At 70.0% G+C, this 22,183-nt stretch carries 21 protein-coding genes and 1 pseudogene; 5 read left to right on the top strand and 17 right to left on the bottom strand.

The annotated features are described in order from the left end of the window. Window positions 1–23: 23 nt before the first annotated feature. From ON38_RS37905 to ON38_RS12105, 3 genes and pseudogenes are all read right to left on the bottom strand, one after another. On the bottom strand, window positions 24–155 hold the full coding sequence (locus tag ON38_RS37905) for a hypothetical protein (RefSeq protein ID WP_281004609.1): 132 nt from the start codon (window positions 153–155) through the stop codon (window positions 24–26). Between the two features lie 57 nt (window positions 156–212). Then, window positions 213–1,672 (bottom strand): annotated as a pseudogene (locus ON38_RS12100) (aminotransferase class I/II-fold pyridoxal phosphate-dependent enzyme). A 7-nt stretch (window positions 1,673–1,679) separates the two neighbouring features. Then, the gene (locus ON38_RS12105) at window positions 1,680–1,964 is read right to left on the bottom strand and encodes a hypothetical protein (RefSeq protein ID WP_245564013.1); all 285 of its coding nucleotides are present in this window, start codon (window positions 1,962–1,964) and stop codon (window positions 1,680–1,682) included. 853 nt (window positions 1,965–2,817) lie between these two features. Here ON38_RS12105 and ON38_RS12110 point away from each other — a divergent pair. After that, window positions 2,818–3,285 (top strand): PPOX class F420-dependent oxidoreductase, encoded by a 468-nt coding sequence (locus tag ON38_RS12110; protein ID WP_039824833.1) that lies wholly within the window; start codon window positions 2,818–2,820, stop codon window positions 3,283–3,285. Between the two features lie 69 nt (window positions 3,286–3,354). Here ON38_RS12110 and ON38_RS12115 read toward each other — a convergent pair whose 3' ends face one another. From ON38_RS12115 to ON38_RS12130, 4 genes are all read right to left on the bottom strand, one after another. Then, window positions 3,355–4,320, bottom strand: coding sequence for a glycerate kinase (locus ON38_RS12115; RefSeq protein ID WP_039824929.1), 966 nt, complete (start codon window positions 4,318–4,320; stop codon window positions 3,355–3,357). 335 nt (window positions 4,321–4,655) lie between these two features. Next, window positions 4,656–4,862 (bottom strand): hypothetical protein, encoded by a 207-nt coding sequence (locus tag ON38_RS12120; protein ID WP_039824834.1) that lies wholly within the window; start codon window positions 4,860–4,862, stop codon window positions 4,656–4,658. 216 nt (window positions 4,863–5,078) lie between these two features. Further along, entirely contained in the window at window positions 5,079–6,140 is a 1,062-nt protein-coding gene (locus tag ON38_RS12125) for a tartrate dehydrogenase (RefSeq protein WP_039824835.1), read from the bottom strand. Then, entirely contained in the window at window positions 6,137–7,507 is a 1,371-nt protein-coding gene (locus ON38_RS12130; protein WP_083872605.1) for an NAD-dependent succinate-semialdehyde dehydrogenase, read from the bottom strand. Before ON38_RS12130 ends, ON38_RS12125 begins: the two co-directional genes overlap by 4 nt. Before the next feature lie 339 nt (window positions 7,508–7,846). Here ON38_RS12130 and trpB point away from each other — a divergent pair, with 339 nt between their 5' ends. The 3 genes from trpB (at window position 7,847) to ON38_RS12145 (ending at window position 11,706) form a co-directional block, all read left to right on the top strand. After that, window positions 7,847–9,088: a tryptophan synthase subunit beta gene (trpB, locus tag ON38_RS12135; protein WP_039824837.1), complete on the top strand. Its 1,242-nt coding sequence runs from the start codon at window positions 7,847–7,849 to the stop codon at window positions 9,086–9,088. Window positions 9,089–9,374: 286 nt separating this feature from the next. Continuing rightward, window positions 9,375–10,838 carry an MDR family MFS transporter gene (locus tag ON38_RS12140; protein ID WP_039824838.1) on the top strand — a complete coding sequence of 488 codons (1,464 nt, stop codon included), beginning with the start codon at window positions 9,375–9,377 and terminating at the stop codon, window positions 10,836–10,838. Window positions 10,839–10,875: 37 nt separating this feature from the next. Then, window positions 10,876–11,706 carry an IclR family transcriptional regulator gene (locus tag ON38_RS12145; protein WP_051164640.1) on the top strand — a complete coding sequence of 277 codons (831 nt, stop codon included), beginning with the start codon at window positions 10,876–10,878 and terminating at the stop codon, window positions 11,704–11,706. Here ON38_RS12145 and ON38_RS12150 read toward each other — a convergent pair. The 4 genes from ON38_RS12150 to ON38_RS12165 are packed head-to-tail and all read right to left on the bottom strand — an operon-like array spanning window position 11,681 to window position 16,342. Next, a complete protein-coding gene (locus ON38_RS12150; protein WP_051164664.1) occupies window positions 11,681–12,628 on the bottom strand; it encodes a 2-hydroxyacid dehydrogenase in 948 nt (315 codons plus the stop codon). The genes ON38_RS12145 and ON38_RS12150 overlap by 26 nt on opposite strands. Before the next feature lie 44 nt (window positions 12,629–12,672). Continuing rightward, window positions 12,673–13,611, bottom strand: coding sequence for a hydroxymethylglutaryl-CoA lyase (locus tag ON38_RS12155; RefSeq protein ID WP_039824840.1), 939 nt, complete (start codon window positions 13,609–13,611; stop codon window positions 12,673–12,675). After that, on the bottom strand, window positions 13,608–14,849 hold the full coding sequence (locus ON38_RS12160; protein WP_039824841.1) for a CaiB/BaiF CoA transferase family protein: 1,242 nt from the start codon (window positions 14,847–14,849) through the stop codon (window positions 13,608–13,610). Before ON38_RS12160 ends, ON38_RS12155 begins: the two co-directional genes overlap by 4 nt. Before the next feature lie 23 nt (window positions 14,850–14,872). Continuing rightward, window positions 14,873–16,342 (bottom strand): GntP family permease, encoded by a 1,470-nt coding sequence (locus tag ON38_RS12165; RefSeq protein WP_039824842.1) that lies wholly within the window; start codon window positions 16,340–16,342, stop codon window positions 14,873–14,875. 325 nt (window positions 16,343–16,667) lie between these two features. Here ON38_RS12165 and ON38_RS12170 point away from each other — a divergent pair, with 325 nt between their 5' ends. After that, a complete protein-coding gene (locus ON38_RS12170) occupies window positions 16,668–17,465 on the top strand; it encodes a VOC family protein (RefSeq protein WP_039824843.1) in 798 nt (265 codons plus the stop codon). Window positions 17,466–17,588: 123 nt separating this feature from the next. Here the strand turns inward: ON38_RS12170 and ON38_RS12175 are convergent, their stop codons facing one another. The 6 genes from ON38_RS12175 to ON38_RS12195 all read right to left on the bottom strand — a co-directional run bounded on the left by ON38_RS12175 (window position 17,589) and on the right by ON38_RS12195 (window position 22,127). After that, window positions 17,589–18,719 carry a serine hydrolase domain-containing protein gene (locus tag ON38_RS12175; protein WP_051164641.1) on the bottom strand — a complete coding sequence of 377 codons (1,131 nt, stop codon included), beginning with the start codon at window positions 18,717–18,719 and terminating at the stop codon, window positions 17,589–17,591. 111 nt (window positions 18,720–18,830) lie between these two features. After that, window positions 18,831–19,013 carry a hypothetical protein gene (locus ON38_RS12180; RefSeq protein WP_039824844.1) on the bottom strand — a complete coding sequence of 61 codons (183 nt, stop codon included), beginning with the start codon at window positions 19,011–19,013 and terminating at the stop codon, window positions 18,831–18,833. A gap of 29 nt (window positions 19,014–19,042) precedes the next feature. Beyond that, on the bottom strand, window positions 19,043–19,267 hold the full coding sequence (locus ON38_RS34105; RefSeq protein WP_051164642.1) for a hypothetical protein: 225 nt from the start codon (window positions 19,265–19,267) through the stop codon (window positions 19,043–19,045). After that, the gene (locus tag ON38_RS12185) at window positions 19,239–20,126 is read right to left on the bottom strand and encodes a baeRF2 domain-containing protein (protein WP_051164643.1); all 888 of its coding nucleotides are present in this window, start codon (window positions 20,124–20,126) and stop codon (window positions 19,239–19,241) included. The genes ON38_RS34105 and ON38_RS12185 overlap by 29 nt, the downstream gene beginning before the upstream one ends. A gap of 108 nt (window positions 20,127–20,234) precedes the next feature. Then, window positions 20,235–21,209, bottom strand: coding sequence for a TIGR03557 family F420-dependent LLM class oxidoreductase (locus tag ON38_RS12190; protein WP_039824845.1), 975 nt, complete (start codon window positions 21,207–21,209; stop codon window positions 20,235–20,237). A 138-nt stretch (window positions 21,210–21,347) separates the two neighbouring features. Further along, on the bottom strand, window positions 21,348–22,127 hold the full coding sequence (locus tag ON38_RS12195; RefSeq protein WP_039824846.1) for a DUF72 domain-containing protein: 780 nt from the start codon (window positions 22,125–22,127) through the stop codon (window positions 21,348–21,350). Between the last annotated feature and the right edge of the window lie 56 nt (window positions 22,128–22,183).

Below are 22,183 nucleotides of genomic sequence, written 5' to 3' on the forward strand. Positions count from 1 at the left end.
ACGGGCTCGTGAAGGTCCGTGAGTCACTCGTCGCGGTGCGGGTTGCCTTCGTTGTCGGGAGCGTCGCGGGTACTCCGATCCTGTCCCTTCAACCATCGGAATCCGACCACCACGGCGACCAGTATCGCGATCGCGAGGATGACGAGAAGTTCCATACCCGCGCGCTTACCCGGGTCCCGCGCCTTCAACCACCGCGCCGTCGTGGCCCGCGGTCACGCCACGACGCGGATCATCTTCATCTCGGGATCGGTGGCATCGGGAATGTTGAGCCCGATCTCGTGACCGGTGCGCAGATAGTCCAGCACTCCCTGGTCGAGGCGTTCGCCCGGAACCACCACGGGGATACCGGGCGGATAGGGCGTGAGCTGCTCGGCCGCGACCCGGCCCGCGGCCTCCGCCACGGGCACCATTTCGGTGTTGCCGAAGAACGCGTCGCGGGGCAGGATCGCGGTGTCCAGTTGCAGTTCCTGTGGCGTGGGCAGGTAGATCTCGTGCGGGGAATGCGCGTCGGTCAGCTGTGCCCGCCAATCGCCGATGGCCTCGATCAGCATATCGGCCGTCCGGTCGTCGTCGGCGTAGGACATGGTCGCGAGGGTCCGCCGGTGATCGCTCATCCCCATATCGATGAGCCGGTTCCGGCGCAGCCAGTCCTCCGCGTCGTATCCGGTGGCGCCGGTCCCGGAGACATCAGCAGCACCTGGAGTCGATCCAGGTCGTGAGAGGCCTCCGCGCCGAGCAGTTCGTCCTCCATCACCTGGATACCGGGGATACCGTTCAACTCGGTCCGGGTGCGGCGCGCGGTGCGCAGCGCGGCATCCAGCAGATCGTGTCCCCGCTCGACCATCTGGCGGCGCCAGCCGTCCAGTGCCGAATAGATCAGCACATTCGGGCTCGTCGTCATGAGCAGATCGACGCAGTGGCGCAAGCGGACCGGATCCACCAGGTCGCCCTGGACGTGGAACACCGAGCTCTGCTCGAAGCCGGCACCCATCTTGTGCACGCTCACCACACAGATATCGGCGCCCACATCCATCGCCCAGGTCGGCAGGTCGGGGTGGAACGGCAGATGCGCGCCCCAGGCTTCGTCCACGATGAGCGGTTTGCCGCGTTCGTGGCACACCCGGGCGATTCCCGCGATATCGGCGCAGGTCCCGTACGGGCTGGGGCTCACAATGAGCGCTCCCGCGGCCTCGGGGTATTTCTCCCACGCCTGACGGACCTGCTCCGGTGACGGCGGATGGGACAGATGGCGCTCGGCATCCCAGCGCGGAGTGATCCAGCGCGGCAGCACACCCGAGAAGATCAGACCGGCGACGATCGATTTGTGGCTGTCGCGGGCCACCAGCAAACCGTTCTCGTTACCGCCCGCGACAGCCATCATGGCCGCCTTCACCGACAGCGAGCTGCCGCAGGTGGCGAAGAAGGTCTGGTCGGCGCCCACCGCGTCGGCCATCAGCTCCTCGGCCCGGGCCAGGTAGCCGCCGCGGGACAGGCGGTCGTCGATACCGGGCGCGGCCAGCACATCGGCGCGGAACGCGTCCGCGCCGATGATCGCTGCCACCCGTTCGTCCACACCGCGGCTCTGACGGTGACCGGGCGGAGTGAAGCCGTACCGGTCCAGCCGCTGGTACTCGCCGAGCGCGTCGAGCAGCGGGGCGCGGGAGTGGTCCATGCGGCGGTCAGTGGCCACGTGGCTCACGCAGGGTCGCGCCTTCCTTCATCTTGATCCGCCGATGCTCGGCGACCACGATCAGCCCGCCGGCGATCAGGCAGATCACGCCGACGATCCCGGCGATCACCGCCCACCCGGCGAAGCCGTAACCGGCGGCGGTGAGGGTCAGCGCCACCAGGACGATGCCGACCGCGCCGAGGATGATGCCGGGCCAGTTGCGCCGGTCTTCGATGGTTTCTCCGGCGTGCGAACGCGTCGTCCGTGCGTCGTCGGGGAAACGATGCTCACTCACTGGGTGACTCTTGTTCGGATCGTTGTGTCCGGCGACCATGGTCATGTCCTTCCTGTCGAGCCTGCGACCAGGGACGTTGCGTCGAATACCCGCTCGGCGGCGGTTGAATCACCGGTATGGGACCGGTCCTGCCCGATTCGCCCGGCCGGGAAAGGGGGCGGTGGGACGGGGTGGCCGGGGTCCGGGAGGGGCGGGCGATCCGGGGCCGGTCCCGGGACGGGCCCGGGTGCGGGCGGTACCGGCTCCGGCGATGGTCCCGGGACGGGCGGTTGCGGCTCCGGCGATGGACCCGGGACGGGCGGTTGCGGCCCCGGTGTGGGGTCCGGAACCGGCGGTTGTGGTTCTCGGGGCCGGGGTTCTGGCGGGGGAGTGGGCAGCGGGGGCGTGGGCTCGGGATCCGTCGCCGGATGCGGTTCCGGAAAAGGACGCTGTGGGTCGATGGCGCGCATGGTGATCGTGCTCCTGTCGCGGGTACTGGGGCCGGTGGCGCGAGGCGGTATCCGGCCGCTGCCCCGCCGGTACCCGCCGGGGGCCGGGCGAATCAGCCGGCGGATGGCGACCCGGCGTCGCCCCATGCCGGCCGGGTTCCGTGATCCGCCTCGATATGCCCGGTACGCAGAACCAGCGCGACGATGCACGCGGTGATCCGAATATCCGGCGTTGCAGGCAGCGCAGGCCGGGCCGGTGAGCGGAGTTCGGGTACTGGTGCGCTGCGGTGACCGGTGCGCCGACGGGTCTCGGTGGGCGTGGTGCCAGGTGCGCGGGGTCCGGGCAACGGCCGACTCCGTGACCGGGACGGTGACCTATGCTGCGAAGGCACCGCCCGAGTACCGATCCGCCCCGAAAGGTCTCCATGCCGCGTATCGCGACCTCCACCATCGTCGACAAGGCCGACCTGCTGGCCTTCCTCGGTTCGCGCCATCACGGCGTGCTGGTCACCACCCGCGCCGACGGCCGTCCGCAGATGTCACCGGTGACCTGCGGGCTGGATTCGCAGGGCCGGATCGTCGTCTCCACCTATCCGAGCCGGGCCAAGACCCGCAATATCCGCCGCGCACCGCAGGTGTCGATCTGCGTCCTCTCCGACGAGTTCGACGACGCCTATGTGCAGGTGGACGGCCGGGCCGAGATACTCGACATGCCCGAGGCGCTCGACGGTCTGGTCGACTACTACCGCGGTATCGCCGGGGAGCATCCGGACTGGGACGAATACCGGGCCGCCATGGCGCGCCAGGGCAAATCGCTCATCCGCATCGATATCGAGCGCTGGGGGCCCATCGCCACGGGCGGTTTCCCGCCGGAGGCCGCGACCGCCGGCTGATCCGATGTCCGCGACGGTCCGCGGCCGCCCCCGCGGACCTCGCGGCCGGCTCTGTGTTCGCCCGGATGGTCAGGGTGCGGCGGTGCCGATCCGCCGCCCCGCCGCCCGCATGGCCTCGGTATCGGAGGCCACGATGACCTCCGCGAAACGGGACCGGTAGTCACCCAAGTCTTCACCGACGGAGCCCACCACCGCGTACACCGGGGTGGTGCCGGCCCGGTCGAGAATCGCCGAAATGATCTTGCCGGCCCTGGTCTGCCCGTCGAGCCGCCCTTCGCCGACCACGATGGTGCTCGCCTGCGCGGCAAGGGCGTCGAACCCCGCGCTGTCGAGCACGTACTCCGCACCCGAACGCAATTCGGCCCCGTACTGTGCCCACATGCCGCCGGAGAACCCCCCGGCGGCGCCGGTCGCGTCGACCCCGGACGGATCGCGGGGCAGGGTGCGCGCGGTATCGGCGAGCCGCCGGGTCAGCAATTCGACGGTGGCCGGGTCGGCGCCCTTCTGCGGTCCGAACACCCGGGCGGCGTCCACATAGCGGGTGGTGACATCGGTGAGCACGGTGATCGAGGCCCCGCCGAGACCGCCGGCGTCCTCGATGGCCGCGATCGCTCCCATACCCCCGTCGGTGGTGGCCGATCCGCCCGCGGTGACCACGATCCGCCAGGCCCCGCGCCGCACCGCCGCCGCGATGAGCATGCCGGTGCCGTAGGTGTTCGCGGCGACCGGATCCCGCGGCCCGCTGTGCGCGGTGGTGACACCGCTGGCCGCGGCGAGCTCGATCACCGCGACACCGTCGTCGGACAGTCCGAAGGTGGCCTCACCGGGGACACCCCACGGATTGCGGGCCGCGACCGTCACCGGGTGGAGTCCCAGCGGCCCGGTGAGTGCGGCGAGGGTGCCCTCACCGCCGTCGGCGACCGGCAGGCGCACCGCGGTCGCGCCTGCTTCCTCGGCGCCCTCGGCGATGGCGTCGGCCACCTCGGCGGCGGTGTAGGTGCCTTTGAAACTATCGGGACAGACCAGAATCGTCACGCCGCGCGCCCGCCCATCGCCACGGACCACCTCCGCGCCCCTTCGGGCCGCGCCGGATCGGCAACGGGATTCCCGAAGACCTGCGGGAACCTGCGGGTCCGCTTCACTCCACCCGAACCTCCCGGCGGACGGCACCGGACCCCGCGGGTTTCCGGTTGCCCGGCACCGGTTGCACCACCGGGTGGCGGCTGCCTCGTCCGACCGGTCGGCACCGTGCACACGCTCATGGCGACCGACTCTATCGGGCACCGACGGCAGGCGTCCCTCGCCCGGTCGGCGCGCGTCGTGGCCGTCGGGGACAGCGCTGTCCGCGTCGTGGGTGTCGGGGAGGCGCGTCAGGGGAAACGCATCAGCTTCCGAGCAAGGCCGAACAGACGGCTGCCGAGCTTGATGACGGGAAGCCCCAGCGGAATCAGGAGGATCGTGGCGCACAACACCGCGCCGAGAATCCACACCACGGCCGCGAGCAATCCGACCACCGCGCCGAGCACGGCCGTCACAATGCCCAACACCGAGTTGAGCAGGCCCTGTATCGCTCGCATGACGACCCTTCTGTTTTCTATTATGCGCCCGTTCCGCTCGAGGCGTCGTCGTCCACCCCGCTGAAAAGCTGGCCGAGTTCCGCGGAAACCTCCCCTCGCGGCCGAGCACAGCCGTGAAATGTTCAAGACAGCGCAGACCCAGGGGTAATCCGTGTCAGCGGAGGGACAAGGCAGTCCGGCCGGGCCGGCGTGGACGGCACCGGCCCGGCCGTCCGCTCAGGCGTGCAGCAGCGCCGAGGCCCGGTCGGCGATCTCGGTGCCGACCTCGGTGGTGGTGGCGGTGCCGCCCAGATCGGGAGTGCGTGGTCCGTCGCCGCCCAGGACATCGGTGACCGCCCGGTCGACCGCGTCCGCCGCGACGTGCTCGCCCAGATGATCGAGCAGCATGGCGCCCGCCAGGATCTGCGCCACCGGGTTGGCGATGCCCTGCCCCGCGATATCGGGCGCGCTGCCGTGGACCGCCTCGAACATCGACGGCGCGTCCCGTGCGGGGTTGATATTGCCCGACGGCGCCAGCCCCAGCCCGCCGGTGACGGCGGCGGCGAGGTCGGAGAGGATATCGCCGAAGAGGTTGGAGCCGACGATCACATCGAGCCGGTCCGGATGCAGCACGATCTCGGCGGCCAGCGCGTCGACGTGCATCTGCCGGGTCTGCACGGCGGGATATTCCGCGGCGATCCGTTCGAAGATCTCGTCCCAGTAGGGCATGGAGTGGATGAGGCCGTTCGATTTCGTGGCCGAGCAGACGCGGCCCGCGCGTTCGGTGGCCCGGTCGAAGGCGTATCGGATGATCCGTTCGCAGCCGACCCGGGTGAAAACGGATTCCTGGAGCACGAATTCGTCTGCCCGGCCCGGATTGTGCCGGCCGCCGATCTCGGAGTACTCGCCCTCGGAGTTCTCGCGCACAATGAGCAGATCCAGATCGGCGGCGGTGCGGTCGCGCAGCGCCGAGGTGGTGCCGGGCAGCAACCGCACCGGGCGCAGGTTGACGTACTGGCCGAAGGCCCGGCGCAGCGGGATGAGCAGACCCCACAGCGAGATGTGATCGGGCACTCCGGGGAAACCGACGGCGCCGAGCAGGATCGCGTCGAATCCGGCGAGCCGCTCCGGCCCGTCGGCGGGCATCATCGCGCCGGTGCGCAGATAGTTCTCGCAGGACCAGTCGAATTCGGTCCATTCGATGCCGGGCAGTACCCGGTCGAGAACCTTCACCGCTTCGGCGGTCACGTCGACGCCGATACCGTCGCCCGGGATCGTCGCGATCCGATAGGAATTCACAGTGGCACTCCGATGTATTTGATCTCGAGGAATTCGTCGATGCCGACCAGGCCGCCCTCGCGGCCGAGACCGGATTCTTTCACCCCGCCGAAGGGCGCGGCCGGATTGGATACGACACCCTGGTTGAGTCCGACCATTCCGGTGTCGAGCGCTTCGCTGATCCGCAGCCCACGCCGCAGACCCTCGGTGTAGACGTAGCTCACCAGCCCGTAGGGGGTGTCGTTGGCGCGGGCGACGGCCTCGTCCTCGGTATCGAAGGTCGCGATGCTCGCGACCGGCCCGAACACCTCGGTGTGGCAGATCTGCGCCGCGTCGGGGACATCCACCAGGACGGTGGCCGGATAGAAGTGCCCCGGACCGTCGAGCGGTTCACCACCCAGCAGTACGCGGGCGCCGCGGGCCCGCGCGTCGGCGACCAGTTCGGTCACCTTGGTCACCGCGTCGGCATCGATCAGCGGGCCCACCACGACCCCGGGTTCGGTGCCGCGGCCCAGCGGCAGCTCTCCCATGCGCGCGGCCAGCCGTTCCGCGAATTCGGCGGCCACCCCGCGCTGCACGAGAAACCGGTTCGCCGCCGTGCACGCCTGCCCGATATTGCGCATCTTCGCCGCCATCGCCCCGTCGACCGCCGCGTCCAGGTCGGCGTCGTCGAAGACGAGGAACGGTGCGTTGCCGCCCAGTTCCATCGAGGTGCGCATGACGGTGCGGGCGCACTGTTCGAGCAGTTTCTTGCCCACCGCGGTCGAGCCGGTGAAGGACAGTTTGCGTGAGCGCGGGTCGTCGATGAGCGGGGTCATCAGCGCGCCCGGATCCGAGGTGGTCACCACGTTCACCACTCCGGCCGGCACCCCGGCCGCGTGCAGGATCCGCGCCAGGGCCAGGGTGCACAGCGGTGTCTGTTCGGCGGGTTTGACCACACTGGTGCAGCCGGCGGCGAGAGCGGGCCCGATCTTGCGGGCGCCCATGGCCATCGGGAAGTTCCAGGGGGTGATGAGCAGGCTCGGCCCGACGGGTTGCCGGGTGACCAGGAATCGGGCGCCGCCGCCGGGCGCGGGCATATAGCCGCCGTCGAGGCGTACGGCCTCCTCGGCGAACCAGCGGAAGAACTCCGCGGCATAGGTGATCTCGCCGCGGGCCTCCGCCAGCGGTTTGCCCATCTCGAGGGTCGCGATCAGGGCGAGGCGGTCGGCGTCGTCGAGCAGCAGACGATGGGCCCGCATGAGGATCTCGCTGCGCTCACGGGGCGCGGTGCGCGCCCAGTCGGACTGGGCGGCCGCGGCGGCGTCCAGCGCGGCCAGGCCGTCCTCGGGGGTGGCGTCGGCGACCTCGCACAGCAGTTGCCCGGTCGCCGGATCGAGGACGGGCATGGTCTTCGCGGTCTCGCGGGTGCGGCCGTCGATGAACAGGCCGGTGGGCACCGACTCGACGGCTTCCCGTTCGGCGGCGGTGAGTGTGGCTTCCGTGAGCACGGTGGGACGCTCCTCCCTGACGGCGGCCGGTCGAGCCTGGCCGGATTGTCGACAATCCTACAATAGGGGTGAGTTCTCGTGGTGGGGAAGACTCCGATTGCGCGTTACGCGACGTCGCGGCGAAAATCCATCCCTTTAGTACTGTTAACTAATCCGTTGCCGAGAGGTGACCCGGCGCTCGCGCCGGGCGTCCAGAATTTCTGCGGCGGAGTCGGGAACAGGGAATGTGAGTGCTGGATGGTCGTCGATCACGGGGTCGCGCAGAATACCCTACGTCCCGGGGATTTCCCGGATGAGCGTGGCCGATTCGGAAGATTCGGCGGCAGATACGTTCCCGAGGGCCTCATGGCCGCCCTGCTCGACCTGGAGCGCGCATACGAGGCGGCCCGTACCGATCCGGCGTTCGTCCGGGAGCTGACCGGCCTGCTGCGCAGCCGGGTCGGCCGGCCCACGCTGCTGCATCGGGTGCCGCGGTTCGCGGCGCGGTTGGGCACACCGGCGCCGACCGTCTATCTCAAACGGGAGGATATGGCCCACACCGGTTCACACAAGATCAACAACGCGCTCGGCCAGGGTTTGCTGGCCCGGCGCATGGGCAAACGCCGCATCGTCGCCGAAACCGGTGCGGGCCAACACGGCGTGGCTGTCGCGACGGTGGCCGCGATGCTCGGTCTGAGCTGCACCATCTATATGGGCGCCGTCGATATGGAACGGCAGCGGGCCAATGTGATCCGGATGCGGTTGCTCGGAGCCGAGGTCCGCGCGGTCGACACCGGAAACCGGCGGATCAAGGAGGCGATCACCGAATCGGTCCGCGACTGGGTGTCGCAGGTCGACACCACGCACTACCTGCTGGGCAGCACGGCCGGGCCCGCGCCCTATCCGCGGATCGTCCGGGATTTCCAGCACCCCATCGGCGCGGAGGCGCGATCCCAGATCCTCACCGCCGAGGGCCGATTACCCGACTACGTGATCGCTTGTGTCGGCGGTGGCAGCAATGCTCTCGGCATGTTCCGCCCCTTCGTGGCCGATCCCGGGGTGCGGTTGCTCGGTGCGGAAGCGGCCGGGCGCGGCATGGAGACCGCGGCACACGCGGCGTCGCTGACCGCCGGCAGTCCGGGCGAGATCGACGGCAGCTACAGCTACCTGCTGCAGGACGACGACGGCCAGATCGCCGGGACGCACAGTGTGGCCGCGGGTCTGGACTATCCGGGCGTGGGCCCGGAACTCAGTCACCTCCGGGACAGCGGTCGCCTGCGCGCCGTCCCGGTCACCGACGCTCTCGCGCTGCGCGGTATGGAGGCCCTCGGGCACAGCGAGGGCATCATCGCCGCCCTGGAATCCGCGCATGCGGTGGGTTGCCTCCTCGACCTGGCCGACCGTGGTGAACTGGCCGCCGGGGCCGTGGTCCTGCTGTGTCTCTCCGGGCGGGGCGACAAGGACCTCGAGATCGCGGCACAGCAGCTGGGACTCGACTGACCTCCCGGTAACCCGTCCTCCCATACGGGCGGCGCGTGCGGGTGACGTCACTCATAACGGAGTGGGGAGCGGTCGTGGGCGCGCCGCCGCGAGCTGGGCGATCCGGCTGTGACCGGGAATACGGTCGCCGGAAAAGCGATTGATCTCGTACACAGCCATGAGAAACACTGGCGCGTCACCGATGAGCCGAGCGCCGCTCGCTCGTCTGATCTCACGTACGCCCGGCAACGGTCATCGACGACCCGCCCGGCCGACGCCAGATGCTCACGACCTCCGGAGGTAGCCGATGCCCGCCCTGTTGTCCGTTCGCCGGAAAGGCGCAGGCACCCCGGCCGTCGTCCGGCTGCTGGTGATCGCCACCTTCGTGGTGATCCTCAACGAGACCATCATGATCAACGCGATCCCGCGCCTGATGCACGACCTCGAGGTCACCGAGCGGGCCGCGCAGTGGGTGTCGACCTCCTTCATGCTCACCATGGCGGCCGTCATCCCGGTCACCGGCTGGTTCCTGCAGCGGGTCACCACCCGGCGGGCCTACGCGCTGGCCATGGGCGTCTTCCTCGCGGGCACGGCATTGTCGGCGGTGGCGCCCTCCTTCGCCGTACTGCTCGTCGGACGGATCGTCCAGGCCGGTGGCACCGCGGTGATGATGCCGCTGCTGATGACCACGCTGATGACCGTGGTGCCCGAGCGTGACCGCGGCCGCGTCATGGGCAATGTCACCCTGGCCATTTCGGTGGCTCCGGCCATGGGGCCGGTCATCTCCGGCCTGGTACTGCAGATCGCGTCGTGGCGCTGGCTGTTCGTGCTGGTGCTGCCGATCGCGGGCGTGGTCACCTGGTTCGGGTTGCGACGGCTGGAGAATGTCGGCGAACCGGAGACCGGTTCGATCGACTGGTTCAGCGTGGTCTTCGCCGCGCTCGGTTTCGGCAGTCTGGTGTACGGGTTGAGCCGGTTCGAGGCGGGCACGGTCGCCACCCCGGTCCTCATCACCCTCGCCGGTGCCGCCCTGATCGGCCTGTTCGTGGCACGGCAGCTGTGGTTGCAGCGGCACGGCACCCCGCTGCTGGATCTGCGGATCCTGCGCTCGCGCACCTACAGCCTGGGCCTGGTCCTGATGGCGGTCGCGTTCCTGGCCATGCTCGGCTCGATGATGCTGCTGCCGTTGTATCTGCAGAACCTGCGCGGTCTGTCGCCGCTGGAGACCGGCCTGCTGGTCATGCCCGGCGGTCTGGCCATGGGTCTGCTCGGGCCGGTGATCGGCCGGCTGTTCGACCGGTTCGGCGGCCGTGTCCTGGTGATCCCCGGTGCGGCCGGGATCACCGCCGCGCTGGCCGGTTTCACCCAGATCTCGGTCACCATGCCGTACTGGCAGCTGCTGGCCCTGCACATCCTGCTCATGCTGTCGCTGGCCGCGGCCTTCACGCCGGTGTTCACCCTGGCGCTCGGTGCGCTGCCGGAGGATCTCTACTCGCACGGCAGTTCCATGCTGGGCACCCTGCAGCAGGTCGCCGCCGCACTCGGGACGGCGCTGGTGGTCACCGTGATGGCGAGCCGGACCAGCGCGCTGCAGGCCACGGGTATCGATACACTCACCGCGCAACTCGACGGAATGCGACTGGCCTTCGTGGTGTCGGCGGCGCTGTCGCTGGTGGTGATCGTGACGGCGATCCTGCTGCCCAACCGGTCCGGCGCACCCGGCGGGACCGGGGAAAGCGAGCACCCCGAACCCGAACTCGCGAAGGTCTGACCGGACGAGGTCGCGGGCGCGGCGTAGATTCGGCGATATGTCGAGGCAAGACGGCGGTGCGGCCGCGAACCACCAGCCGCTGCTGGTACTGGGGAAGATCACCGAGATCCTCGATGCCTTCTCCCTGGCGCGGCCGTCGTTGACCCTGGGCGAGATCCAGCAGGCCACCGGGTTGCCGACGTCCACGGTGCAGCGGCTGGTCACCAATATGGTGGCGCAGGGCCTGCTGGATCGGGCGGGAGACCGGATCCGGGTCGGGCTGCGGATGAGCTACTGGGCGGCGACGGCGGTCAAGGGTCTGGACCTGCTGGCGATCGTCGACCCGGTCCTGCGCGAGATACGGGACGAGACGGGGGAGACGGCCTGTGTCTTCCGCGCCGAACACGGTTTCCGGGTGTGCGTGGCCATCGCCGAGACCCGGCACGCGCTGCGCCGGGACATGTACGTGGGCAAGATCATTCCGCTCTATGCCGGGTCGGCGGGCCGGATCCTGCTGGCCTGGGATCCCGAACTCGCCGAGCGGGTACTGGCGGCTCCGCTGGAACCGCTGACCGAGGGCACCGTCACCAGCCCCCGGGAGCTGCGGGCGCTCATCTCCCGGGCGAAGGCCGACGGCTACGCGATCAGCGCCGGAGAACGGGAGGATTCGGCGTCGGGGCTGTCCGCGCCGATATTCGACGCCGCCGGAAAGGTGGTGGCGGCATTGACGATCAGCGGCCCCACGTTGCGGATGCCGCTGGCACAGTGCGAGGCGTGGGTGGACCTGCTCGTCGGCTACGCCGAGCAGGTCACCCGCACCCTCGGTGGCCGCATTCCGGTCGCCGACCCCGGGGCCGCCGTGGTCAGCGCGCCCACGCCTCCGGGTTGACCGGGTAGGGCGGGAGTTCGTCGCGGACCATGGCCACGGCGTTCTCCGCGCAGCGGCGGGCCATCTCGGCGCGCACCGGCACCGTCGCGCTCCCGATATGCGGCAGCAGCACGGTATTGGGCAGATCGGCCAGGCCCGGCGCCAGCCGCGGTTCGTCCTCGTACACATCCAATCCCGCGCCCGCGATGGTGCCGTCACGCAGGGCCGCCACCAGCGCCCGCTCGTCGACGATCGGCCCGCGCGCGGTATTGATCAGGATGGCCGATCGTTTCATCGACCGGAGTACGGATTCGTCCACGAGATGGCGGGTCTCGGCATTCAACGGTACGTGCAGTGAGAGGTAGTCGCTGGTGGCGACCAGTTCGGGCCACGGCAGCTGCTGCACCCGTCCGGCGAATTCGCCGAGCTCCTCCTGGCTCACCACCCGGTCACCGGGCGGGCGCGGCGCGAACACCACGGTCATGCCGAAGGCGAGCGCGCGGCGCGCGGTGGCACGGGCGATCCTGCCGAAACCGGCCAGGCCCAGGGTCCGGCCGCTGACATCCTGGCCCAGTAGTAGTTCCGGTTGCCAGCCGTGGAACTCCCCCGATCGCACGAAGGTATCGGCCTCCACACACCGGCGCGCCACCGCGAGGATCAGCAGCAGGGCGATATCGGCGGTCGCGTCGGTCAGTACGCCGGGCGTATTGCCCACGATGATGGAGTTCGCGGTGGCCGCCGCGATATCGATATTGTTGTACCCCACCGCGAAATTGCTGATCCCGGTGATCTTCGCCCGGCCCAGCAGTTCCGCGTCGAACTCGTCGCGCAGTTGCGCCACCACTACGCGATAGTCCCCGGACGCGCAGGCGTCGGCCAATTGCTCCCGGCTCATCCGGTTCTGGGCCACGGTCACCGATCCGGCGGCTTCGAGCAGCCGCATGCCGGGATCGGGCAGGGGGGTGGTGACGAGGAAATCCGCGGCCGTCACGCCTGCCCGCCGATCACCCAGTCGAAGGCCCGGGCTTTCGAACGGGCACCCTGCGCGGTTTTGGACCGGTTGGGTTCGCCCAGGTCGGCGAGCAGCGACTCGCCGGTTTCGACCACCGCCGCCAGCACCGCGGGGGTGAGCCAGTCGGGGCGGGTGGCGAACAGCAGGTCCTCGGTCGCGGTATTGCCGCTCGCGCCCGGGGCGAACGGGCAGCCGCCCAGACCACCCAGCGATCCGTCCACCAGCGTGGCGCCCGCGTCGACGGCCGCCAGCGTGTTCGCGACGCCCAGACCCCAGGTGTCGTGACCGTGGTAGACGATGCGGCGCGGCGGGGTATTCGCGCGGACGCCCTCGACGAGCTGTCGCACCTGGGCCGGGACGGCCTGGCCCAGCGTATCGGCGAGAACGATATCGGCGGCCCCGTCGGTCCGCGGATCGGCGGCGATACCCAGCACCCGCGCCGGATCGACGACCCCTTCGAAGGGACAGGTGAACGCCGTCGCGATACACAGCTGGATGGTGCCCCCGCAGTCGCGGGTCAGCCCGATCGCCGCGGGCATGGCCGCGACGCTGTCCTCGGTGGTGCGCCCGATATTGGCCTTGTTGTGCGAGTCCGACGCCGACAGGCAGTACTGGAAATTACGCGCGCCGGCCGCGGCGGCCTTCTCGATATGCCGCGGCGTGGCGACCCAGACCCAGCATTTCGCGAGTTCGTCCGGCGTGAGCGCGGCGATCACCTCGAGCGAGTCGGCCAGCGGCGGCACCAGGTCCGGTCGGGCCATGGAGCCTATCTCGAGCTCGGGGACGCCGAGTGCGAGCAGTTCGCGGACCAGCGCCACCTTCCGTTCGGTGTCCAGCGGTTTGCCGGTGAGCTGCAACCCGTCGCGCAGCGTCACATCGCGCAGCCGCGCCGCCGGTGTGTAGGTGAAGGTCATACCGTAACCCCTGTTTTCGGAGCGCCTGTGACGGCGTCGATCTCGTCGTCGGTGAGGCGCAATACCGTGGCGAGTACTTCGCGTGTGTGTTCACCCAGGTCGGGGCCGATTGTACGGATCGGCAGCGAGGCTCGGCCGATCACCGGGACGATGCCGGGAAAGCCCACCGTGGTGGGTGCGTCCGCGCCCGTGTCCACCTCGAACCGCTGGATCATGTTCCGGGCCGCGTACTGCTCGTCGGCGCAGATATCGGCGGCGGTGTAGATCGGGCCGGCCGGTACGCCGGCGGCGTCGAGGAGCCGCAGCGCCTCCGCGCGGGTGTGCCTGCTCGTCCACTCCGCGATCGCGGCATCCAGTTCGTCGCGGCGGGCCCAGCGTCCGGCGTTGTCACGCAGCTCCGGGTCGGCCGCGAGGTCCGGGCGGCCGATGGTCTCCATGTAGCGGCCGAAGATGGCGTCGCCGTTGCCCGCGACGATGATGCTGGTGCCGTCGCCGCACGGATAGGCGTTACTGGGCGCGATACCCTCCATCCGGCCGCCGACGCGTTCGCGGCGCACACCGTAGGCGAGATAGTCGGGGATCAGCGACTCCATCACCGACAGGATCGACTCGTTGAGCGCCACATCGATGATGCGTTCCGGCAACGGGATCGGGGCATCGCTGCGCGCCCGCTGGAACAGCGCCATCACGGTACCGAACGCCGCGTAGATACCGGCGATGGAATCGCCGATGGACACACCGGTGCGCACCGGTGGCCGGTCCGGATCGCCGATGAGCTCGCGCAGCCCGCCGACCGCTTCGGCCACCGCCGCGAAACCGGGCCGGGCGGCCTGCGGCCCGGTCTGCCCGTAGGCGGAGATCCGGGTGATCACCACATCCGGGTTGGCTTCCTGGAGTGCTTCCGGGCCGAGTCCCCACTTCTCCAGCGTCCCCGGCCGGAAATTCTCCAGCAGCACATCGCATTCGCGGACCAGATCCAGGATCAGGGCGCGTCCCGCCTCGGTCCGCAGATCGACGACGATGGATTTCTTGTTGCGGTTGATCGTGCGGTACAGCATGGAGGTCTCGCCGCCGTAGAGGCGCCAGCGGCGCAGTTCGTCACCGGTCACCGGACGTTCGACCTTGATCACCTCGGCGCCGAAATCGGCGAGCATCCGGCCGGCGGTCGGGGCGGCGATGTAGTTGCCGAGTTCCAGCACCCGGATACCGGCGAGCGGCCGGACGGGCTCGTTGGGCATATCTTCCCTCTCGTTTCCGGTGTTCACAGGACCAGGCTCAGCGGCATGATCAGCAGGATCGCCACCACCGAGGCGACGGATACACCCACCGAGCAGGTTTTCAGCGTGCCGCGGGTGGTCTGACCCATCAGCGACTGCAGCAGCCAGAAGGTATTGCTCGTGACGTGCACGGCGAACAGCGATCCGGCCCCGGCGGCCAGCGCGATCAGCACCGGATCGATGCCGAGCGCGGGGGCCACCGGCGCGAGGATGCCCGCCGCGGTGATCGCCGAGAGCGTCACCGAACCGACCGCGATGTGCAGGACCGCCGCGATCGCCCACACCATCAGCAGCGGCGCCGCGGTGCTCGCGGTGAAGTAGTCGCCGAGGATATCGCCGACACCGGTGGCCGTGATCGTGGCGGCCAGTGATCCGCCGACCCCGGTCAGGATCAAGATCTGCCCGCTCTCCTGGAAGCCGGTGGTGATACAGCGCTGGATCCGGTCGATGCCGACACTGCGGCGGCCCACGATGCTCGTGCCGACGAGTCCGATCAGCAGGGCGATGACCGGCGTGGCGAGGAATTCGATCACCGGGTTGTGGATCTCGGCGACATCGAGGACCGCGCCGAGGGCGATCAGCAGCAGGGCGGTCATCAGCGGTGCCATCAGCAGCGGAAGCGGGGTTTCGGCCCGGGTCCGTCCGGGCGTCGCGACAGCCACCCCGGAACCGGTGTGTCCGCCGCCGGGCACCTCGTCACCCGCTCCGGGCCGGTCGCCGCCGGCTCGCGGTGCCGCGTTGTCGGCGTCGGGCCCGTCGCCGCCGGAGCGGATCTGCGTGTCCTCGGCGGGCCGGTCGCCGGCGGGGTAGGGCTGTTCGTCGCGTTCGGAGTTCCACCAGCCGCGGTCGAACAGGAAGCTCATGACGGCGACCGCGATGGCGACCGTGGGGATCACCAGGAGCAGGCCGAACAGCAGCATCTTGCCGAGGGGGACGCCGAGCAGTCCGGCCAGGGCCAGCGCCCCGACGCCGGGCACCATGAGCACGATGCCGCATTCGCCGCCGATCGCCAGTGCCGTGGCCATGCGGGCAGTGCCCCTCTTGTCCATCTTGGCGGCGGCATTGCGGGCCAGCGGCGCCGAGATGACCAGCAGGACATCCAGGTAGATCGACTGCAGCGCGGTGGCGATGGTGAGCGAGAGCGCGTACGGCATCCGGTTGACACCGAAGACCCGGATCAGGGCGCGCACGAGGCGTTCGATGGCCCCGGTCTCCTGGAGCATGGCGCCGGTCAGCACGCCGAAGGCGATCAGCAACCCGACCTCGGCCATGATGTCGCCGAAACCGGTGGCGATCGTATCGACCGTCTTCTCGGTGCCCAGGCCCGCGGTGAGCCCGAGATAGGCCGAACCGAGGACCAGCGCCACCGCCGGGTTGATTTTGAATCGGATGACCAGCACGACCACCGCGAGGACCGCGGCGCCCGTGTTGACCATCGTTGCAAGGTCTGACATGTGCATATCCCATCGAGTCGCACCGGGCCGGGCGTGGCTCCCGTGCTGGCGGCACGGCATGCCTCTCGTGACGCAGGCCACAGCGGATTCACATTATGAGCACATACTCACGATATAGGCAAGCAGGGGGCGCGTGGTCGCGCGGCCCGCGCGGTGGTTGCCCGCCCGCCGCCCGGTGGATACGGTGGGCTCGCCACGGACCGCGGCGCGATATCTGCCGCGGGTCGTGCGGCGTCTGCCTCATCCGGGTCTGTCCCATCCGGCCACCTCGGCCTGTTATCGCTCGACTCGTGCGAACCCGAAACAGAACTACGGAGGACACGCAATGCCGATACGTGAAACTCCCTGGCCGGCCGGCACCCCGTGCTGGACCGACTGCCAGGTCGACGATACGAACCGCGCCCGGGAGTTCTACCGCGCCCTGTTCGGCTGGGAGATCGCCGAGAGCACGCCGGAAGCCGGCGGTTACCTGATGGCGCTGCGTCACGGCCGCCCGGTCGCCGGGATCGGCCCCAAACCGCCCGGGCAACCCATGCCCTCGGTGTGGACCACCTATATCGCGAGCGAGAACGCCGACGACACCGCCGACGCGATCGTGGCGGCCGGTGGCACCGTGCTCGCGGCACCGTTCGATGTGCTGGATGTCGGGCGGATGCTGGTGGCCACCGACCCCACCGGCGCCGCGTTCGGGGTATGGCAGGCCAAGCAGCACTTCGGCGCGGCGGTCTACAACGAGCCGGGAGCCTACTGCTGGAACGAACTGCACACCGACGGCTACCAGCGCGCGCAGGAGTTCTACGCGCAGGTTTTCGGCTGGACGTTCACCGAGATCGGGGACGGGGTGAACGTCGACTACGCGACCTTCGCCCTGGCGCCCGACGGGGAGCCGGTCGGCGGGCTGAACGATTCCACCAAGAACCCGGGCGCCGGGCCGTCGTACTGGTTGAGCTGGTTCCAGGTGGAAGACACCGATGCGATCCTCGCGTCGGCGACCGGTCTGGGCGCGACCTTGCTGATGGGTCCCGACGACAGCCCCTTCGGCCGGATGGGCGTGCTCACCGCACCGCAGGGCGAGACCTTCGGCGTGATCGACACCGCGCAGGCCACCGAGATGCCGTCCTGACCCCGCCCGGCGTCGGCGCGGTCCACCCCTATCCGAACCTCGGTGAGGTGGTCGAGGTCGTGCCCTGATCTCCGGATGAACCGGTCCGGGCCGCGACGCCCGGACCGGTGAGCCGGGCGGGGTTCACCCGCACAGTGCGTGGGTGAGCAGATTCCGGACATCCACGGTGGCGGGTGTACCGGTGAAGGAGAAGGTGACCGCGAGCCCGGGGGCGGCGGCACCCGAGATGGCAGAAAAGCCGTGGATGCTGCCGAGGTGGCCGACATAGAGCAGGCCGCACGGTAGCCGGGTGTACGCGATCCCGAGCCCGTAGGACATACCGTCCCCACGGCCCATGTCGGTCCCGTCGAGCATCTGCGCCAGTTCCGGCCGCGGCACCACCCGGCCGGACAGCAGCGCGAGGAAGAACCGGTTCAGATCTGCGCCGGTGCCGACCAGCGCGCCCGCCGCCCACGGAATCGACGGCTCCACCCGCGTCCGGTCGGTAACGATGCCGTCGACGGTGGCGTAGCCGGTCGGATGCGGGTCCCGCAGACCGGTTTCTCCGGTGGCCGGCAGGTAGGTGTCCGACAGGGCCAGCGGAATGAGAACGCGGTCGCGCAGCTCATCGGTGTAGCGGTGTCCGGTCACTGCCTCGATGAGCATGCCGGCGACGATGTAATTGGTGTTGGTGTATTGGAATCGGGTCCCCGGGGCGAACTGCGCGGGATGCCACAGCGCGGCCGCGATTTCCTGCGCGGGGGTGAAGGTGCGGCCGTCCCGCGCCGCCTCGTATTCGTTCGTCTCCGGCGTCACGGGCAGTTCGGGTAGGCCGCTTCGATGTCCCAGGATCTCGCGGATGGTGATGGCGCGCCCGTCCACCCCGGCACCGGCGAGCAGACCGGGCAGGTAGGTGTCGATCGACCGGTCGAGGTCGATCCTGTGTTCGGCGACCAGTTGCAGCACGATCGCCGCGGTGAAAGCCTTGGTGACGCTACCGACCCGGACATGCTGGGGACGATCGGCAGGGATCGGGGTCCCCGTGGCGATATCGGAGAGGCCGGCGGTCGCGACGGCGGTCGCGTCGTGCTCGGTGAGCGTGGCGACGGCCCCGACCGCACCCGAGCGGACCACCGCGTCGAGGTCGCCTCGCACTCTGTCCAGGTGGGCGGCGGCAACCGAGGGTTCAGGGGCGGGCTCGACCGTGCTCGTCGTGCAGGCGCACAACAGCACCGCGGCTGTGCATATCGGCAGAACGACGGCTCGTATACCCATGATCCGACAGTAGGATCACCCGCCCCGCGAAGACACCGGGTCCGACCATGCATTGTGCGCGGGGAACACCGCGCGGACGCTTCCGGCGTCGCGCGGTGCCGATGGAGCCGGTCAGGTGCCGCGGCGTTCGGTCCGGTCCACGCGCTCGTTCGCCAGATTGTCGTCGTCGGCCGGGGGTTCCGGGTCGTGCCACTCTTCGGCCCGGCTCGACCGGTTACCCCGCAGGGTGCCCTCCAGCTCGTGGGCCAGTTCGTCGTCGCGGACCGGACCGTGTTTGCTGCTTCCTCGTTCCATTTCGTTCTCCTGACTCGTTGCGAGTGGCTTCAGGCGTAACGCAGCAGCGCGCCCACACCCTCGCGTGGTGCGGTCTCCGCGCCGACAGGTGTCACCGTGCCGCCGCGGACCAGCGCCGCCACCGGTAGCGCCTCGTCGGCGCGGCAGGTCGTATCGGTCGCCGTGCCCGGTGCGCCGAGCGCGGCCGGATCGCGCAGCGGTCCCGGATCCAACCGGACCCTGCGGTCACCGAGCGCGGCGGCGTTGATCAGCACGTTCTCCGCGTTCGCGGCCAGCAGAGCACAGACCGTTTCGGACAATCCGGTGACGGGCCAGGCCTTCGTCGCGGCCGTGTGCCTTGTTGAATCGCGCCGCGATCTCCGCCCGCCGCCGGTCGGCCTGTTCGGCGACGAGTTCGCGGACCGCGTCGTCGAGCTCGCCCGCGCCGGAACCCTCGGCGCGGCCGCCGGTCTCGACTTCCACCACGTGCGCGCCGGTGGAACCCAGCGCACTATGGACCGCGGACCGGGCGTCGGGCTCACCGGCCAGCACCACCACCTGGGCCCGGACCCGCCGGGCGACCCGGGTGAGTTCCTCGGCGACCTCACCGGCGTTGCGGCGAGCCGTCTCCTCCACCCGCCGCTGCATCGAACGATGCGACCAGCCGCCACCGTGGCGCACCTTGTGCACCGGATGCCCGGTGCCCTCGACGGATTCCTCGACCACCTCGCCGTGTTCGTCGACGCCGTACATATCCGAGCCCACCCGGTCGACGACCGCCACCGCGTGCGGTACCTCACCGGCCTCGTGTTCGATGAGCGGCAGCAGGTACGGCAGTGCCGACATCCGCACGATCTCCGGCTGCGGCCGCCCGGGTAGCCACCGATCGATGAGCACCGACTCGGCGTCGGCGATGAGGAACCGCCCGGCGTGACCCGGCTCCGGCCGGCCACCGGTGACCGCCGCGCCGAGCACCGAGATCATCTGCTTCGAGGCGCCCGCGGCGGCCAGCCGGTCGGCGAGCGCCTGCCAGCGCAGCGTGCGCTGCTTCTCGGCGTCCTCGGTGTCGTGTTCGGCGTCGATGTACAGCGAGGCGAACGGTCCGGGTCGTTGCGCTACTTCTCTGATACTCATGCCATTCACGGCGGGCGCGTACCCGGCCACAGCGGTCCCAATCCGGGTGCGGCGAAATAGCGGGGCCGTCCGGCGGAGGCCGCCGGACGGCCCGGGCCCCGGCGCCGGTCAGGCGGGCTGGGGGCTCAGTTTGCGCAGCGGTTCGTCCAGTTCCGCGCGGAAGAAATCGATGAAGCCGTCCGGATCCGGTCCGGCGTTCTGCATCACCAGATGATCGAACCCGGCGTCCACGAAAGGCTGCGCGACCTCGAGGTAGCGCTGCGGGTCCGGTCCGCAGGCGAAATTCTGCAGGATGTCCTCCTCCCGGACCGTGGCCGAGGCCGCCGCGAAGTTCACCGGGTTCGGCAGTTCGCTCATGACCTTCCAGCCGGTCAGCGCCCAGCGCGAGGTGTCCAGAGCGGCCCGGGCCGCGGTGTGCGCGTCGGACGCCCAGGCCATCGGAACCTCGGCATAGCGGGGGCCGGTACCGCCCGCGGCCTCGAAGTCCGCGACCAGTTGTGGTTTCGGTTCGGTGGCGAAGAGCCCGTCACCCAGTTCACCGGCGATCTCGGCGGCGTGGCTGCCACCGGCGGCCACCGCGATCACCGGCAACTCGTCGGGCAGGTCGAACACGCGAGCATCGGACAGTTTCAGGAACCGGCCGTCGTAGGAACGGTAACCGCCCTCCCACAGCGACCGGATGATCTCCAGCGCCTCCCGCAGCAGTTGGTGGCGGCCGGCGACATCGACCGGGAATCCTTCGCCGACGATGTGCTCGTTGAGGCGTTCGCCGGCGCCCAGACCCAGGGTGAACCGGTTATCCGACAGGATCGCGAGCGTGGCGGCCGCCTGCGCGATGATCGCGGGGTGGTACCGCACGGTCGGACAGGTGACCCCGGTGGCGAGCCCGATCCGCTCGGTCTTCGCGGCGATGGCGCCGAGTACGGTCCAGGCGAAGGGCGAGTGGCCCTGGTTGTCCAGCCAGGGGTGGAAATGGTCGCTGATCTCGACGAAATCGAATCCCGCGGCTTCGGCGCGGACCGCCTGCCGGACCAGTTCGGCGGGGCCGAACCCCTCGGCGGCGAGTTTGTAGCCGATCTCCATGGTTCTCCTCCGGACGCTGTGGTCGTCGACGGCCACCGCGCTCGCGCGGTACGGCCGGCGTCGGACCCGGGCGCGATACCCGCGAGACCACGCGGGAAACGGGAACCGGCCGCTGCCGCCGGCCCGCGCAGCGCCTGATCAGGCCGCGGGCTCGGGGAGAACGCCGGTGGGTGTCCGTGTCACGGTGGCGCCGGCCCGGGCCGCGATCGTCGCGAAGGCCACGGCGTCCCGGACGGCCGCGCCACCGGGGTCGTTGTTGAAATAGACGAAGATGTCCTCGGTGTCGGACCAGGTCCCGGTGAGGCGCTCGGTCCAGGTGCGCAGGGCCCGCGCCCCGTAGCGCGGCGCCGGTGTCGCGCGGCCCCGATGCAGCCGCAGGTAGCCCCAGTCGGCGGTCCGCCAGCGCGGCGTCACCGGGCGCGAACCGGCGTCGGCCCAGCAGAGGGCGGCCCCGTGCTCCTCGAGCACACCCCGGATGCGCGGTGACCACCACGAGTCGTGCCGGGGCTCCACCGCGACCCGGATATCGCGGGGAAAACAGCTCAGGCAGGTGCCGAGCAGTCCCGGATCGGCACGCAGCGTTCCGGGCAGTTGCAGCAGTACCGGCCCGAGCCGGGGGCCCAGGCCGCTCGCGTGGCGCAGTAGCCGTGCCACCGGCTCCTCGGGGTCGCGCAGGCGCTTCATATGTGTCAGGAATCGGCTGGCCTTCACCGCTACGACGAAATCGTCCGGTGTGCGTTCGCGCCAGGCCGCGAAGGTCTCCCGGGCGGGTAGCCGGTAGAAGGCATTGTTGTTCTCCACGGTCGCGAAACCGGCGGCATAGTGCTCGAGCCACAGCCGCTGCGGACACCGGTCCGGGTAGAGGACGCCGCGCCAGTCCCGGTACTGCCAGCCGGAGGTGCCGATGTACAGGGTCATCGCCGCGTCACCGGCCCCGCATCGCGAGGTCCGGGGGCGTCGCTTCGCGGTCGCGC

It is taken from the genome of Nocardia testacea NBRC 100365 (genome assembly GCF_000308775.1).
Classification (GTDB): Bacteria; Actinomycetota; Actinomycetes; order Mycobacteriales; family Mycobacteriaceae; genus Nocardia; species Nocardia testacea.